This is a genomic window from Streptomyces sp. NPDC059895, from assembly GCF_042731035.1.
Lineage (GTDB): Bacteria > Actinomycetota > Actinomycetes > Streptomycetales > Streptomycetaceae > Streptomyces.
In genome coordinates this window covers 1-15,657 of sequence record NZ_JBHWKO010000037.1, presented here as the reverse complement: position 1 = coordinate 15,657, position 15,657 = coordinate 1, and the positions used below count along the sequence as shown (strand labels likewise).

Below are 15,657 nucleotides of genomic sequence, written 5' to 3'. Positions count from 1 at the left end.
CGATGATGAATTGATGTGAGCTGCGTCACTCCCGGCCGCATCGGCTCCGCGAGGCCCCGCAGCATGGAACACACGACCGTCGAACACCCGGATGGACGCCCCCGCGCGACCCCAGAGGTCCCCCAAGTCGCTTACGCCACCTACGACTTGCACCAGAGATCCGGCTACCTCAACCGCACCGGGACATACGGCCGTGAAGACTGTGGCATATGCCAAGCGCATCACCGTATCGTGTCTTGCCGAATCACTTACACGGCGTCGCGGGCTGTGCGAGAGTCGTAACGGCCCCTTCCGTCACCCTTGGTCGTCCCGTCCCCCCGCATCGGAGTGCGTCATGCCGCCCCCTCTCTCTGCGGACCGCCCCGCCGCCCAGCCGCCGGGGCGCGGCCCGGTCGACGCGCTGATCACGCAGACGCGACGGCTCAGGGGCGAGGTCGACGCCGTACGGAGGGACACGCAGAGCGACGGAACCGGCCCGCGGGGGCGCTGGCAGCGCGCGCTCTACGACCTGGCGCTGCATCAGCTCAACGACCTCGACGCGCACTTGGCCGAACTGCGGGACGGCCCGCCCGCGGTGGAGGAGGCACCCGCGCCGTCCCCTCCCCGACGCGGCGCACCGCGCAGCCGGGTCGGCACCGCGGAGTGGAACCTGCTGACCGACGACGCCGTCTGGTCCCCGGAGCTGTACCGGCTCGTCGGCCGCGATCCGGCCACCCCCGCGCTCACCCTCGACGAACTGCCCTCGCTCGTCCGGGAGGAGGACCGCCCCCTGCTCACCACGATGGTCACCGGCTGCCTCGTCGACGCCCGGCCCATCGACGGCGAGTTCCGGATCGTCCGGCCGGACGGCGAGGTCCGGACCGTGCACATGATGGGCGAACCCGTACTCGACGCCGACGGCGGCACCGCCGCCATGTGGGCCGTGCTGCGGGACGTCGGCGAACTGCGCCGCGGCCAGCGGGCGGTGCGCGAGACCCGTGACTCGCTGCAACGGCACCGGCGGCAGGCGCAGACCGAGCGCCGGATCGCGGTCGAACCGGAGCAAGCCGCGCTGCCGCCCTGGCGCGGTTTTCTGCGGCTCGCGCACCAGGGTCCCCGCCGTCTCGACATCGCCGCCCACCACCTGCCCGCCCACGCCGGCTCGACCATCGGCGACGTCTGGTACGACGTGTTCGAACTCGCCGACGGGGAAACGCTGTTGAGCGTCGGCGACCTCACCGGCCAGGGCCCGGCCGTCGCTTCCACACTGGCGATGACGCTGGGCGCCCTGCGCGGCATGGCGATGGCGGGCACTCGCCCGGCTCAACTGATGACCCGGCTCAACCAGTTACTCGACGCGGGCGCCCAGCCCGCCCTAGCCGGCGCCGTCTGCTGCCGCTACCAGCCGCAGACCCGCACCCTCACCTGGGCGCGGGCCGGACACCCCGCCCCGCTGCTCCTGCGCGACGGGACGGGACGCCGGCTCGGCGCACCGGCCGGCGCCCTCCTCGGTGCCGCCCCCGGCACCGTCTACGGACAGTCCGAGGAGACCCTCGAGGAGGGCGACCTCCTGCTCCTGCACACCGTCGGCCTGGTACCCGGCGACGGCCACGGGACCGACGCGGACTCCCCGCTGCTGGACCTGGCCCCGCGCCTCGCGGCGACGCCCACCGCACAGGACTGCGTACGGATGGCCGTGGAGGAGTTCGGCACGAGGGACCGCCAGGACGACGCCTGTGTGCTCGTCGCCCGGGTGACGCCGTACGACGCGTGACGCACCGGGACCGCGGCGACGGCCGCATCGGCGCCCCCGTCGTCGGACCGGGCTCCGACGGGCCGGACCGGATCCCCTTGCCGGCGGCCTACGCCGGAGCGGCGCTACCGCCCCGCCCTCCCCTCGCCTTCGGCAGCGCCTGCCGGATCTCCTCGCGCAGCTCGCTGATCCTCGGGGAACCGGTGTACTCCGCGGTGAGCCGGTACATCTGACGCAGCCGGTCCCAGGTGCGACGGGAGGAGTTCGACCCCATCGACATCAGGGCCAGCCGGGCGTACCGGTCGGCCTGCTCGGGGTCGTCCGCGATGAAGCAGGCCGACGCCATGGACAGATGGTCGAAGATCTTCGACCGCTCCCGTCCGTCGACCCGCAGCGACAGCGCCTTCTCCGCGTAGTACTGGGCGTGCGCGGCCGCGCCCGGCTCGAACTCCGCCAGGGTGCGGTAGGCCAGGGCCTGCATGCCGTACAGGTCCTCGTCCTTGAAGGTCTGCATCCACGACGGTGTCCTGGCGTCGTCGCGGTCGGAGACGAACAGGTCCTCCGCCCGGCCGAGGGTGCGGCGCATGGCCTGGCCCTTGCCCATCGACGCCTGCGCCCAGGCCTCGACGGTGTGGAACATGGCCCGGGTGCGGGGCAGCACCTCGTCGCCGGAGCCGGACTGGGCGAGCTTCATCAGGTCGAGGGCCTCGTCGGGCCGGCCGAGGTGCACCATCTGCCGGGCCGCCCGGGAGAGCGCCTCGCCGGCCCGCGGCCGGTCACCGCCCTCTCTCGCGGCATGGGCGGCGATGACGAAGTACTTCTGGGCCGTGGGCTCCAGGCCGACGTCGTGCGACATCCAGCCCGCGAGGACGGCGAGGTTGGCGGCGACGCCCCACAAGCGCCGCTGGAGATGGGGTGGGTGACGGTAGGCGAGCATGCCGCCCACCTCGTTGAGCTGGCCCACCACGGCCTTGCGCTGGAGCCCGCCGCCACGGGCGGCGTCCCAGGCTCGGAACACCTCGACCGAGCGCTCCAGTTCGTCGACCTCCTCCGTCCCGATCGGGGCGGCCTCGTAGCGGTCGAACCCGGCGGGGTCGACGTGCGCGAGGGGGTGGTCGATGACAGGAGCGTCGGCGGAGAGGGTGGGGTCGGTGTGCAGCCAGTCGTACATGGCCGTGCTGAGTGCTGATCCCGCGGCGAGCGCGGCGCCCGCGCCCACCAAGCCGCGTCGGTTGAGCATGAGGTCCATTCCCGTGAATTCGGTGAGGACCGCGGCGGTCCGTTCGGGCGCCCACGGCACGCCGTCGGGATGATCCGCACTCCCGCCGCCCTGCCGTTTCCCCGCACGCCCGTGCCGTACCAGACCGAGGTCCTCGATGGTCACGACACGGCCGAGTCGCTCGGTGAACAGAGCCGCCAGCACCCGCGGCACCGGATCGCGCGGGATCTCTCCCGTGTCGATCCACCGCCGCACCCGCGAGGTGTCCGTCGCCAGCTGGGGATGGCCCATGGCCGCCGCCTGCCGGTTGACCAGCCTCGCGAGTTCGCCCTTGGACCAGCCGGCCAGGCCGAACAGGTCCGCGAGCCGGGTGTTGGGTTGTCCGCTCACGTAAGCCCCCAGGTTCTCGGCTGAGTTGACAGTAGCCCGGGGACAGTGCCGAGGGACTATTCGCCAGGGTTTCGCCAGGGTCCGCCAGATGGTGTGCCACCGGGCTACGGGTGTCAGGTAGGAACGCGCCACCCCGACCCGGTCGCCGGGAACATTCCCCAGGGTGCACCCGGGAGGCCGGGCCGGGCAGCGCTTTGACACAGCAGGCACACGAAGGGATCTGTCTCCCCCATGTACGCAGCATCGTCCTCCGTGTCCGCCCCGCCCCGGTCGCTGCTCCCCCGCCCGGGCGGCGGCGGCCCCTACCTCGACCCCGCGCGGTCGGCGGCCCCGGTGCTCGGCGCGGGCCGCGGCCGGCGTCCCGCGGGTCTCGGCGCACAACCGCTCAGCGGGAGACTCGACCTGTCCGGCCCCCAGGGCGCCCAGCTGCGCACGGCGATCGCGTCGGTGCACCGCATCTGCCCGGAGTTCGCCCCGGTGCAGGTGCTGCGCCGCAGCGGCCGCTCCGTGCTCCTGGTCGGTACGACGGGACGGAGCACGGCCGTCGCGAAGTGTTTACTGGACCACTCACCCGTCTGGGCCGAACGGATCCGCCACGAGATAGCCGCATACCGCACGTTCGTCCGGCACCGCCCCCCGGTGCGGGTGCCGCGACTGATCGCGGCGGACCCGGACAACTGCACGCTCGTCGTCGAACGGATGCCGGGACGGGCGGCGGCGCTCCTGCGGCACCCGGCGGAGCCACCGCCGCGCGCGGACATCAGGGCGGCGCTGGGCGCGATCTGCCGGCTCAACGCCTGGCGTCCGCCGGCGGGCACGTTCGACGCGCCGCTGGACTACGCGGCCCGGATCTCCCGCTACCACGAGCTGGGCCTGCTCACCGACCGGGACCTGGGCGACCTTCAGAAGCTGGTGCACGGCATCGCGGCGACCGCGGGCCGTCAGGGCATGGGCCAGTTCTGCCACGGCGACGCCCTCCTGTCGAACATCCTCGTGTCACCGGCCGGTCCAGTGCTGGTGGACTGGGAGCACGCGGGCTGGTACCTGCCGGGCTACGACCTGGCGACGCTGTGGTCGGTCCTCGGGGACGCGCCGGTGGCGCGCCGTCAGATCAGCCAGATCGCGCAGTCGGCGGGCCCGGCCTCGCGCGACGCGTTCCTGGTGAACCTGATGCTGGTCCTGACCCGGGAGATCCGCACCTACGAGACGGCCGTGCAGCGTTCGATGCACGACACGGCCCCGACGGCTCCGGGCACGGCCCATCCGGCGGTCGCGCAGTCCGGCGAGGAACAGCGGCTGCTGCTGCGGCGGCTGCACGACGACTGCCAGCTGGCCCGGCGGGCCGTACGGGCGGCTGTCGGCACCCGCTGAGGGGGGAAGGCCGCGGAGCGCCGGAGCGGCGGCGCCCCGCGGCCTTCGCATGTCCGGACCGGCCCCCGGGGCGCTCCCGGCGGGACGCCCTCACACCGGGCACCGCCGGGTGGTGGTACGCCCGCCCGCTCCACGCACTGCCGGATGGTGGTACGGCCGCCCGCTCCGCGCACTGCCGGGTGGTACGCCCGCCCGCTCCACGCACTGCCGGGTGGTACGGCCGCCTGGGTGACGCGCTCCGTCGAGGCTGCGGCCGTCCGGCGAGACCCTCACCCACAGGTGTACTCCACTGGCGGGCCGCAGGCCCGCGGGCCGCCGCCACGAAACTCGCCGAACCCCTGTTGACATGGGAAATCGTCTCCTGGTGGGCATCATTGACGGACCGTCGGCAACCGGGTACCACTGCCTCACGCCCGGCCCCGCACGCCCCGACCCGCTCGTTGGTCCCAGGAGGCCGCATTGCGAAGATCCGTCACCCACCCCCGACCAGAGCCCGGTTCCGCACGCGCCCGCGGAGCCACCGCCGCCGTGGCGTCGGCGGCCCTGCTGCTGCCGCTGCTCGGCGCGGCCTCCGGGTCCGCGGACGCGGCGGGCGCGTCCGCGACGCTGCTCCAGCGGGCGTTCAGCACCGCGGCCGCCGAGTACCACGTGCCGCAGAGCGTGCTGCTGGGCGTCTCCTACCTCCAGTCCCGCTGGGACGGGCACGCCGGGGCGCCGAGCGTGACCGGCGGCTACGGCCCCATGCACCTCACCGACGCCCGCACCGCCCTGGCCTCGGCCCCGCACCACAGCGAGGGCGCGGAGGACGCCCGCGGCGACGACGCCCGACCGCCGCTGCGCCCCGGGACAGCTCTCCCCGAGGACGCCGAGATCCCCTCGCGGCTGAAGACGCTCCTGCACGCGGCCGAGCTGACCGGTTCGAGCCTCGAGGAACTGCGCACGGACCCCGCGGCCAACGTGGCCGGCGGCGCCGCCCTGCTCGCCGCCGCCCAGCAGGATCTGGGCGAGCCGCTGAGCGCCGACCCGGCGGACTGGTACGGAGCGGTGGCGTACTTCTCGGGTGCCGACGACACCGCGACGGGCGCCGCCTACGCGAACGACGTGTACGAGGTGATCCGCACCGGCACGGAGCGCGTCACGGACGCCGGCCAGCGGGTCGCCCTGCCCGCGCAGCCGCGGGTGCGGCCGCACACCGCCCAGTTGCGGCACACCGGTCTGCGCACGGCGTCCGCCGCGGGCACCGAGTGCCCGAGCACCGTCTCCTGCGAGTGGATCCCGGCGCCCTACGAGCAGTTCGGCGACAACGACTACGGCAACCACGACGTGGGGGACCGTCCGGCGTCCCAGTCCGTCGAGTACATCGTCGTGCACGACACCGAGGGCGGCTGGGAGGGCGTCATCGACCTGGTCCAGGACCCGGCGTACGTGTCCTGGAACTACTCGCTGCGCTCCACCGACGGCCACATCGCGCAGCACGTGAAGGCCAAGGACGTGGCCTGGCACGCGGGCAACTGGTACGTCAACGCCAAGTCGATCGGCCTGGAGCACGAGGGCTTCCTCGCCTCCCCGGACTCCTGGTACACGGAGGCCATGTACCGGTCGTCGGCGCGCCTGGTGACGTACCTGGCCGCGAAGTACGGCGTCCCCCTGGACCGCCAGCACGTGCTGGGCCACGACAACGTGCCCGGCCCGACGACGGCGACCGTTGCGGGGATGCACACGGACCCCGGTCCGTACTGGGACTGGCGGCACTACTTCGAGCTGCTGGGACGCCCCTTCGGGGCCACGGCCGGCCAGAACGGCTCGCTGGTGACGATCCTGCCGGACTACACGGCCCACCAGCCGGTGTACACGGGCTGCGCCAGTCGGGGCGAGCCGTGCGCGGCGCACGGCTCCAGCGAGGTCCGGCTGTATTCCGACCACTCCGAGACCGCGCCCCTGATCGAGGACATCGGCCTGGGCACCACACCGGGCACGGGCGTGAACGACATCTCCTCGCGGGTGTCCACCGGCCAGCAGTACGCGGTGGCCGACCGGTGGGGGGACTGGACGGCGATCTGGTACCTCGGCCAGAAGGCCTGGTTCCGCAACCCGGCGAAGCAGCCGACGGCCGTGCCCGCCTCCGGCACGGTGGTCACCCCGAAGGACGGCGTGGACAGCGTCCCGGTCTACGGGCGGGCCTATCCGGAGGCGTCGGCCTATCCGGCGGGCGTCCCGGCGCAGGCGGTCTCCCCGCTGCCGTACCGGTTGCCGAAGGGCCAGAAGTACGTGGTCGGCGGCAAGGTGCCGGGCGAGTACTACTACGCGGTCACCTTCGCGGCCGACACGCACCGGGTGGTGGTCGGCAAGGACCTGTACTACGAGATCCAGTACGGCCACCGGGTCGCGTTCGTGCGGGCGGCGGACGTGCGGGTGTCGGCCTCCTGACCGGTCAGCCCTGCTGGAAGAGCTCCGCCGGGAGCGGTTTCAGCAGGGCGTACAGGTCGTCGGTGATGGGGCGGTCCCAGGCGGCGATGGTGACGAGGACGTTGTCGCTGCGGTCGAACTGGACGCAGGAGATGCGGCTCTCGGAGAGCTTGAGGCGGCGCACGATCAGCAGGTTGTCGCCCTGCATCACCGGCATGTCCTCGGTGCCGACGACGGTCACCTCCTCGTCGTTCTCCAGCGCCAGCAGCAGCTGGGCGACCTCGAAGGGCACCTGGCCCTCCGCGACCTCGCGGGCGGGGGAGCCCGCCGGGAGGTTGCCGATGATCATCGCGGGGCCGCGGCCGCCGAAGAGGTCGTAGCGCAGGAAGACGCCCTGGCAGGTGCCGTCGGGGGCGGGCAGCAGCCCGGCGCCGAGATTGCCGGGCCAGTCGCCCGGGTCCATGGCCAGTACGTCGAAGTCGGGCCCGGCGGGGGTGGCGCTGCGGCGGCGGAGGAACGACATGCGGCCATGGTACGTGGTGCCGTTCGGCGATGGGCGGGAGGTCACGGGGGCGGTGGGCCGCGGGACCGCCGTGCGCGGGCGGGTCGTACAGGGGACCTCCGCTGACGGTGTCCGTCCCTTCGTCCGTACCGCCGTGCGCGTTCCTCCCCGGTGGGTCAGCCCACGGTCTTGCGGTGGCGTTCGTGGTGGCGGGCCACGCGGGCGCGGTTGCCGCAGGACGGCTTGCACCACTCCTGGCGGGGGTGGTCCTTGAGGAAGTAGCGGACGCAGCGCGGGGCGTGGCAGGCACGCAGTCGCTGCCGGTCGGGGCCGGTCAGGAAGGAGATCGCGGCCTGGGCGAGGGCGGCCGTGAGATCGCCGCCGTCCGGCACGGGCCGCCGGTCGGCGACGGGGCCGGTGCCCTCGGTCCACCGCAGGACCGGGACGGTGGGGGTGCGGGCGGCGGCCGCGTTCAGGCGGCGCAGGGCCTCGGGCAGGGGCAGCAGGCGGGCCGCGTCGGCGGGGCTGGGCTCGGCGGGGCGGACGGCGTGGGCGAAGAGGGCGCGGACGGCGGCGCGCAGGGCGTGCACGGCGGCCAGGGCGGCCGCGTCGACGGTCCGTCCGGCGGTGTCCGGGAGGTCCTCGGCGTGGGCCGCCACCCAGGCGGTCAGTCCGGCGGGGTCGGCCAGGTCGTCGGCGACCCCGCCGTGACCGTCGCGCCGGATGGTCAGCGCCAGGTCGAGGGCGAGGCGGGTGTCGCCGTGGGTCGCGTCCTGCATGCGGCCGATGATAGGTCCACCGGCGTCCGTCGCCCCGGCGGTCACTCCTCCCCCGGCGCCGGGGGCACGACCGCGACCGGGCTCGCCGCGTGCAGCAGGACGGCGTGGGTGACGGAGCCCAGCATGCGGGCGGGGGCCAGCAGACGGCGGCGGTGGCGGCCGACGACGACCAGGTCGGCGGCGGCGGAGGCGGCTACGAACTGTCCGGCCGCGTCACCGGGGACCGGGTGGGGTTCGGCGCGCACTCCGGGGTGCCGTTCCCGGTGCGCGGTGAGGAAGCCCTCGACGAGGGTACGGGTCTCGTGCTCGACGGCCCCCTGCTCGACGACCGGCGCGATCAGTTCGCCGGGGGCGGCCCAGGTCTGCACGGGCCAGGGGTAGGCGGCGACCACCTGGAGGCGGGCGCCGCGCAGGGCGGCCTCGGTGAAGGCGAAGTCGAGGGTGGCGTCGTCGGGGCCGTCCGTCTTGAGGCCGACGACCACGCGGGGCCCCGGTTCGGGCGCGGGGTGCGGGCCGTCCGCCTCGCGTCCGGGCGGGGGCACGACCACGACCGGGCACTCGGCGTCCCGCGCGGCGGTGAGGCCGTTGGAGCCGAGGAGCAGCCGGGCGAAGCCGCCGCGACCCCGGGAGCCCAGGACGAGTAGTTCGGCCTCCGCGCCGAGTTCGGGCAGCAGGGCGCCCGGCGCGCCGTCCAGGCCGACGTACTCCAGGTCCGTGCCGTCCGCGGCGCCGGCCAGCCGGGCGCGGGCGTCGGCGAGGACCGGGTCCTCGTCCGGCGGCGGGGGCACCACCACGGGGGCGCCGGGCTGGGTCCAGAGGGCGTACTGGCGCACGTGCACGACGCGCAGCGGAGCCCCGCGCCCTCGGGCGGCCTCGAGGGCCCAGTCGAGAGCGCGCCAGCCGTTCTCGGAGCCGTCGACCGCCGCGACGACCGGCAGAGTGCTCATGGTCCTCACCTCCGGGACACGTCCTTCGTCCTGCTGGGGCCAGCCTGGCCCAGGTGGGGGCCCGGCCCGGGTCCCCGGGGTCGCGTGTCCGGAAAACGAGGGGGAACACCGCCGGTTCGGCCCGTTGCGGCGGGCCGGACCGGCGGGGGCTCAGGTCAGGTCGAACTCGCCCTCCCGGGCGCCGCAGACGAAGGCGCCCCACTCCGCGGGCGTGAAGATCAGGGAAGGGCTCTCCGGGCGGCCGCTGTTGCGCATCGCGACGAATCCCTCGACGAAGGCGATCTGGACATCCCCCCGGCCTCTGCTGCTGGACTGCCATTCGGCCCTGCTGAGGTCCAGCTCCGGCTTCTCCCAGCCCGCGAGCGGCTGCTGCTGGATGGTGCTCTCGGCCACGTCCGTGCTCCTCCCGGTTCGTCGTCCGCGGCCAGCCTAGCGATCGGCCACGGACGCGGACAGAGCACATGACGGGGACCTTGCGGCTGTCCGGGGAACCCGCGCCCACGAGCCGCGCGGGCCGGGAATTCGTGTCTCCCCCCTTGCCCGTCGTCCCGTGGTCCGGATCATTGACCTCGAGGCGGGCGACCGAATGATCGGTCGTCTGCGAGGGCAGCGGCGAAGGAGGCGTCCGTGACGGCTGCGAGGGATCTGCTGGACGACGGCGAACGGCTCGGCGCGGACGCGCTGCGCGCCCTGCAACAGGAGCGGCTGCGCGCCTCGTTGCGGCACGCGTACACCCGGGTCCCCTTCTACCGCGAGGCCTTCGACAAGGCGGGCGTCCACCCCGACGACTGCCGCGACCTGGCCGGCCTCGACGCCCTGACCGTGCGCGCCGAGGCCCGCCCCGGCGCCGGGGCGGAGGTCCGTCAGGCGGCCGCGCGGGCCGTCGTGGCGGCCGTGAAGGACGGCATCGGGGTGTCGGTCGGTGTGGAGATCGTCGAGCCGGAGTCCCTGGAGCGGTCGGTGGGGAAGATCAGGCGGATCGTGGACCTGCGGCCGCGGTGAGCCCGCCGTCCCGGGGCGGCGGGCGGCGGGCGGCTCCTCAGCCCAGCCGGTCCCGCAGCTCCCGCTTGAGGATCTTCCCGCTGGCGTTGCGCGGGAGCTCGTCCACGAACAGCACCCGCTTCGGCGCCTTGAAGGCGGGCAGCTTCGCGCGGGCGTGGGCGATGAGGTCGTCCTCCGTGACCTCGCCCTTGGGGACGACGACCGCGGTGACCGCCTCGATCCACTTCTCGTCGGGCAGGCCGACGACGGCCGCCTCGGCGACGGCCTCATGGGTGTAGAGGGCGTCCTCGACCTGGCGGGAGGCGACCAGCACGCCACCGGAGTTGATGACGTCCTTGACCCGGTCGACGACGGTGAAGTAGCCGTCGGCGTCGCGCACGGCGAGGTCGCCGGAGCGGAACCAGCCGTCCCGGAAGGCGTCGGCGGTCTCCTCGGGCTTGTTCCAGTAGCCCTCGCACAACTGGGGGGAGCGGTAGACGATCTCCCCGGGGGTGCCGTCGGGCACGTCCTCGCCGTTCTCGTCGACGACGCGGGCGTCCACGAAGAGGACCGTGCGGCCGCAGGAGTCCATGCGGCCCTGGTGCTCGTCGGGGGCGAGTACGGTGGCGAGCGGGCCGATCTCGCTCTGGCCGAAGCAGTTGTAGAAGGCGAGCTTCGGGAGGCGTTCGCGCAGGCGTTCCAGGACGGGGACCGGCATGATCGACGCCCCGTAGTACGCCTTGCGCAGTCCGTCGAGGTCGCGGGTGGCGAAGTCGGGGCGGTTGGCCAGGGAGATCCACACGGTCGGCGGAGCGAAGAGGCTGTCGACGCGGCCGGCCTCGATCAGGTCGAACAGCCGGTCGCCGTCCGGCGCGTCCAGGACGATGTTGGTGGCGCCGACGGCGAGGTACGGCAGCAGGAACACGTGCATCTGCGCCGAGTGGTACAGCGGCAGGGAGTGGGCGGGCCGGTCGCCGGCGCCGAGGTCGAGGGCGGTGATCGCGCTCAGGTACTCGTGCACCAGGGCGCGGTGGGTCATCATCGCGCCCTTGGGCAGGGCCGTGGTGCCCGAGGTGTACAGCAGCTGGACCAGGTCCTCGCCGCGCGGCTCGGGGCCGTCGTACGGCGGGGTGCCGGCCAGCCGGGAGAGGAGCGAGTCGTCGCTGTCGCGCAGCGGCAGGGTCCGTACGCCGTCGGGGAGCCGGTGCGTGAGGTCGGGGTCGGTGAGGACCAGGGCGCTGCCCGACTGGCCGACGACGTACGCGAGGTCGTCGCCGGTGAGGTTCTGGTTGACGGGGACGTGTACGAGGCCGGCGCGGGCGCAGGCGAGGAACGCGACGAGGTAGGCGTCGGAGTTGTGGCCGTAGGCGCCGACCCGGTCGCCGGGGGCGAGGCCGAGGCCGAGCAGGGCGGCCGCCGCGCGGGAGACGGCCTCGTCGAGTTCCTCGTAGGTCCAGGTGCGGTCGCGGTACTCGACCGCGACGCGTGCCGGGGTGCGTCGGGCGCTGCGCCGCAGCACCCCGTCGACCGTGCTGCCGTGTCCTGGCGTCATGACACAGGATCCTCGGGGGACGACGCGGGCGGGTCAAGCGGTCGGCGCGCACGTCCGGCGCCGGGGGATCAGGGTCCCGCGGCCGGCCGAGGGCGGTCCGTCGGCCGGCCGCGGGCTCCGCTGTCGTCGGCTACTGGTTGAAGACGGCCTTCTGCACCTCGTTGGGCCCGTCGAAGTGGTCCTGCTTCAGTCCGTCGAGGCGGCTGACGACCTTGTCGTCGGCCTTGTTCTGACGGGCACGCTCCACCAGGTGCTGCTTGTCCGTCGGGTAGTCCATGCCGCTGAGGGCCTTCTGCAGGTCGATGGGGCTCAGGTCCGCCATGACAGCCTCCCTGTCATCCGTGCGTTCGTGCGGTCTTTCCGTTGTGCCGGGGTACCCCTCCCCACGCGACGCATGCGGCTCGTCAGCCGTCCCCGCTCTCCAGTACCGCCATCGCCGCGTTGTGCCCCGGCACTCCGCTGACGCCTCCCCCGCGCACCGCGCCGGCCCCGCACAGCAGGACGTCGGCGTGCCGGGTCCCGACGCCCCAGCGGCCGGCGCTCTCGTCCGCGTAGGGCCAGGACAGGTCGCGGTGGAAGATGTGGCCGCCGGGCAGGCCGAGGTCGCGTTCCAGGTCGAGCGGGGTCCGCGCCTCGATGCAGGGGCGGCCGTCGGCGTCCGTGGCCAGGCAGTCGGCGAGGGGTTCGGCGAGGTGGGCGTCGAGCTGGGCGAGGGTGGCCTCCAGCAGCGTGTCGCGTACGGCGTCGTGGTCCCGGGCGAAGAGCCGGGCGGGCGTGTGCAGGCCGAACAGGGTCAGCGTCTGGCAGCCGCGTCGGGCGAGGTCCGGGCCGAGGATGCTCGGGTCGGTCAGGGAGTGGCAGTAGAGCTCGGACGGCGGGGCGGTGGGCGGCTCGCCGGCGGCGGCCCGGGCGTGGGCGCGGGCGAGTTGCTCGTAGCCCTCCGCGATGTGGAAGGTCCCGGCGAAGGCCTCGCGCGGGTCGACGGAGGCGTCCCGCAGCCGGGGCAGCCGCTCGAGCAGCATGTTCACCTTGAGCTGGGCGCCCTCGGCGGGGGCGGGCGGCTCGTCGCCGGCGAGGGCGGCGAGCGCCTGCGGGGAGGCGTTCACCAGGACGTGCCGGGCGGCGGCGACGCCCTCGCCGTCGGCGGTGCGCCAGGTGACCTCGGCGCCGCGGCCGTCCGTGGCGATCCGTACGGCCTCGTGGCCGGTGGCGAGGACGGCGCCCGCGTCCCGGGCTGCCGCGGCGAGGGCGTCGGTGAGGGCGCCCATGCCGCCGACGGGCACGTCCCAGGCGCCGGTGCCGCCCCCGATGACGTGGTAGAGGAAGCAGCGGTTCTGCTTCAGGGAGGTGTCGTGGGCGTCGGCGAAGGTGCCGATGAGGGCGTCGGTCAGGACCACGCCGCGCACCAGGTCGTCCGCGAAGTGCTCTTCGATCGTGAGGCCCAGGGGCTCCTCGAAGAGGGCCCGCCAGGCGTCCTCGTCGTCGACGCGGCGGCGCAGTTCCTCGCGGGTGGGCAGCGGCTCGGTGAGCGTCGGGAAGACGCTCCGGGCGACGCGTCCGGTCATGCCGTAGAAGCGCTGCCAGGCCGCGTACTCCCGCTCCCCGCCGGTCAGCCGGGCGAACGCCTCCCGGGTGCGCTCCTCGCCCCCGCCCACGAGCAGGCCGGTCGGCCGCCCGCCGCGCTCCACGGGGGTGTACGACGAGATGGTGCGCCCCTGGACGCGGAACCGCAGGCCCAGGTCCCGCACGATCTTCCGCGGAAGCAGGCTGACCAGGTAGGAGTAGCGCGACAGCCGGGCGTCCACCCCGGCGAACGGGCGGGTGGAGACGGCCGCGCCCCCGGTGTGGTCCAGCCGCTCCAGCACCAGCACGGACCGCCCGGCCCGGGCCAGGTAGGCGGCGGCGACCAGCCCGTTGTGGCCGCCGCCGACGATCACGGCGTCGTAGGCGCGGTGCCCTGGGCGTTCCGGTCCCTCGTGTGCAGGCATGCCTCTTCGTAACACACTGCTGGTGGAACGGGCGGCGAACTCCTCGCCCGTCCTTCCGTGGTACGCGGTGTCGGCTGCCATACGCATCAGGACGGCCTCAAGTACGGTCGGGGATCCGGGAATTCGTCCCGGCGCTCACGTGTACGGAACGAAGGGCACCGCATGGACACCGAGCCTCGCCACACCTCCGCGCTCCTGGTCGACCGGCGTGGCCGGTACCTGCTCCATCTGCGCGACGCGCACAAACCCATCTGCGATCCGGGCGCCTGGTCCCTGCCCGGCGGGGCGCGGGAGGGGGACGAGACGCCGGAGGAGGGCGTCGCGCGGGAACTGCTGGAGGAGACCGGGCTCGTTCTGGACGGGCTGACCCGCTTCACCGTCATCGACGACATGACGGTCTTCCTCGGCCGTTGGGACGGCGATCCGTCCCGGCTGCCGGTCGGCGAGGGCATCATGTTCGCCTTCTTCGACGCCGCGACCACCGCCCAGCTGACGATGGCGCCGTGGGCGGCGGAGGTCCTCGCCCGCCATCAGGCCGACGGGAGAATCCCCCCGCCCCGGCGCCACGCGCAGCGGGAAGCCGTCGCGAACGTCGTCGGCGTGCACCTGTACCTGGAGCGCGACGGGAAGGTCCTCCTCGGGTTGCGCCACCCCGACTCGCCCTTCGCGCCCCTGCACCACCACTTCCTGGCCGGCCACTGCGAGCAGGAGTCCGCCGTGGCCTGTCTGATCCGGGAGGCCAAGGAGGAGGCCGGACTGGTGATCGAGGCCGCGGACGTCGAGTTGGCCCACGTCGTGCACGTCGTCGACACGCCCGGCACCCGGCCGCGCCTCCAGCTGGTGTTCCGGGCCCGGCGGTGGGCGGGTGAACCCCGGCTGCTGGAGCCGGACAAGTGCCTCGCCTGGGAGTGGTGGCCGCTGGACGCCCTGCCGGACCCGCTGGTCGGCTACACACGGACCGCCCTGGACGGCATCCGGGCCGGGCGGCTCTACTCGGAACGGGGCTGGGGCCGGGACTGAGACGGGCCGGACGGGCTCGCATCCCCTCCCGGGTCGCCCCGGACCGCGAGGGCGGCCCGCCGGACCGGCGCATCAGCCGATCAGCCGATCAGCCGATCAGCCAAGCGTGAGCGGCAGATCAGCGATCAGTGATCAGTGATCACTGATCAACTGAGCGTTGCCATGAAGTCCGTGCAGGCCTGGGCGCAGGCGCGGCACGCGGCCGCGCTCCGCTCGGCGCCGGGCTGCCGGTCGAAGACGTGCGCGCACTCCAGGCAGACCGTGCGGCACCACTCCAGCTGGACGCGGATGCCGCTCTCGTCCGTCCGGTTGTCCTCGGACAGCATGCGGCAGGTCGCGTCGCACACCTCCGCGCACATGATGCCCTTGCGGCGTATGAGGTCCTGCAGTTCCGTCCCGTCCGGATCCACGAGGCTCGCGCGCTGCGCGCAGGCACGGGCACACTCGGTGCACGCCTGGGCGCAGGCGAAGCGGTCCTCCAGGAACCGGAAGAGTTCCTGTTGGGATGTCGTCGAAGTCACACCGTGCGGGTTGCCGCGCCGGCCGGACCCAAACCTGCCGGGGCGGCGCGCTCGTCGGCTTCCGTGAGCACCGGGAGCGCAGTGGGCCACGGATACGGAGCAGTGGGCCACGGATACGGATACGGATGCGCGCACGCGTGGAGCCGGGCGGACCGCCAGGGGAGTGTCGAAAAATAAGTCCTTGGTCTTGGCGTGGTCATGAGCTCGCGAGATCGCGCCCGGCGATCGCGGCAAGTTGTTGGGCCGTGG

General features: G+C 73.9%; 13 protein-coding genes and 1 pseudogene. 5 read left to right on the top strand and 9 right to left on the bottom strand.

Going from position 1 to position 15,657, the window contains the following annotated elements; all coding sequences use genetic code 11:
* Window positions 1-334: 334 nt before the first annotated feature.
* Complete coding sequence (locus ACFV9M_RS31390; RefSeq protein WP_385077580.1) at window positions 335-1,753, top strand: PP2C family protein-serine/threonine phosphatase; 1,419 nt, start codon at window positions 335-337, stop codon at window positions 1,751-1,753.
* An 88-nt stretch (window positions 1,754-1,841) separates the two neighbouring features.
* Here the strand turns inward: ACFV9M_RS31390 and ACFV9M_RS31385 are convergent, their stop codons facing one another.
* A complete protein-coding gene (locus ACFV9M_RS31385) occupies window positions 1,842-3,341 on the bottom strand; it encodes a hypothetical protein (protein ID WP_385077582.1) in 1,500 nt (499 codons plus the stop codon).
* 231 nt (window positions 3,342-3,572) lie between these two features.
* On the opposite strand from ACFV9M_RS31385, the gene ACFV9M_RS31380 reads away from it, so the two are divergent.
* Both ACFV9M_RS31380 and ACFV9M_RS31375 read left to right on the top strand, forming a co-directional pair.
* A complete protein-coding gene (locus tag ACFV9M_RS31380) occupies window positions 3,573-4,712 on the top strand; it encodes an aminoglycoside phosphotransferase family protein (protein ID WP_385077584.1) in 1,140 nt (379 codons plus the stop codon).
* A gap of 459 nt (window positions 4,713-5,171) precedes the next feature.
* Window positions 5,172-7,139 (top strand): N-acetylmuramoyl-L-alanine amidase, encoded by a 1,968-nt coding sequence (locus ACFV9M_RS31375; RefSeq protein WP_385077587.1) that lies wholly within the window; start codon window positions 5,172-5,174, stop codon window positions 7,137-7,139.
* A gap of 4 nt (window positions 7,140-7,143) precedes the next feature.
* Here ACFV9M_RS31375 and ACFV9M_RS31370 read toward each other — a convergent pair whose 3' ends face one another.
* The 4 genes from ACFV9M_RS31370 to ACFV9M_RS31355 all read right to left on the bottom strand — a co-directional run bounded on the left by ACFV9M_RS31370 (window position 7,144) and on the right by ACFV9M_RS31355 (window position 9,739).
* Window positions 7,144-7,641 carry a hypothetical protein gene (locus ACFV9M_RS31370; protein WP_385077590.1) on the bottom strand — a complete coding sequence of 166 codons (498 nt, stop codon included), beginning with the start codon at window positions 7,639-7,641 and terminating at the stop codon, window positions 7,144-7,146.
* Between the two features lie 155 nt (window positions 7,642-7,796).
* Complete coding sequence (locus ACFV9M_RS31365) at window positions 7,797-8,399, bottom strand: CGNR zinc finger domain-containing protein (protein WP_385077592.1); 603 nt, start codon at window positions 8,397-8,399, stop codon at window positions 7,797-7,799.
* A 41-nt stretch (window positions 8,400-8,440) separates the two neighbouring features.
* The gene (locus tag ACFV9M_RS31360) at window positions 8,441-9,346 is read right to left on the bottom strand and encodes a universal stress protein (RefSeq protein WP_385077594.1); all 906 of its coding nucleotides are present in this window, start codon (window positions 9,344-9,346) and stop codon (window positions 8,441-8,443) included.
* Between the two features lie 150 nt (window positions 9,347-9,496).
* A complete protein-coding gene (locus tag ACFV9M_RS31355; RefSeq protein WP_385077596.1) occupies window positions 9,497-9,739 on the bottom strand; it encodes a DUF397 domain-containing protein in 243 nt (80 codons plus the stop codon).
* A gap of 269 nt (window positions 9,740-10,008) precedes the next feature.
* Between ACFV9M_RS31355 and ACFV9M_RS31350 the strand changes: the two are divergent.
* A pseudogene (locus tag ACFV9M_RS31350) lies at window positions 10,009-10,348 on the top strand (phenylacetate--CoA ligase); the annotation flags it as partial.
* 37 nt (window positions 10,349-10,385) lie between these two features.
* On the opposite strand, the gene ACFV9M_RS31345 reads toward ACFV9M_RS31350, so the two are convergent.
* From ACFV9M_RS31345 to ACFV9M_RS31335, 3 genes are all read right to left on the bottom strand, one after another.
* Window positions 10,386-11,879, bottom strand: a complete 1,494-nt coding sequence (locus ACFV9M_RS31345; protein ID WP_385102594.1) for an acyl-CoA synthetase — start codon at window positions 11,877-11,879, stop codon at window positions 10,386-10,388.
* A 130-nt stretch (window positions 11,880-12,009) separates the two neighbouring features.
* Window positions 12,010-12,201: a DUF2795 domain-containing protein gene (locus tag ACFV9M_RS31340; protein ID WP_385079809.1), complete on the bottom strand. Its 192-nt coding sequence runs from the start codon at window positions 12,199-12,201 to the stop codon at window positions 12,010-12,012.
* 82 nt (window positions 12,202-12,283) lie between these two features.
* Window positions 12,284-13,867 carry a phytoene desaturase family protein gene (locus ACFV9M_RS31335; protein ID WP_385079811.1) on the bottom strand — a complete coding sequence of 528 codons (1,584 nt, stop codon included), beginning with the start codon at window positions 13,865-13,867 and terminating at the stop codon, window positions 12,284-12,286.
* Between the two features lie 162 nt (window positions 13,868-14,029).
* Between ACFV9M_RS31335 and ACFV9M_RS31330 the strand changes: the two genes are divergently transcribed.
* Window positions 14,030-14,887: an NUDIX domain-containing protein gene (locus ACFV9M_RS31330; protein WP_385079813.1), complete on the top strand. Its 858-nt coding sequence runs from the start codon at window positions 14,030-14,032 to the stop codon at window positions 14,885-14,887.
* Window positions 14,888-15,033: 146 nt separating this feature from the next.
* On the opposite strand, the gene ACFV9M_RS31325 is transcribed toward ACFV9M_RS31330, so the two are convergent.
* Window positions 15,034-15,408: a ferredoxin gene (locus tag ACFV9M_RS31325; protein WP_385079816.1), complete on the bottom strand. Its 375-nt coding sequence runs from the start codon at window positions 15,406-15,408 to the stop codon at window positions 15,034-15,036.
* Window positions 15,409-15,657 lie beyond the last annotated feature (249 nt).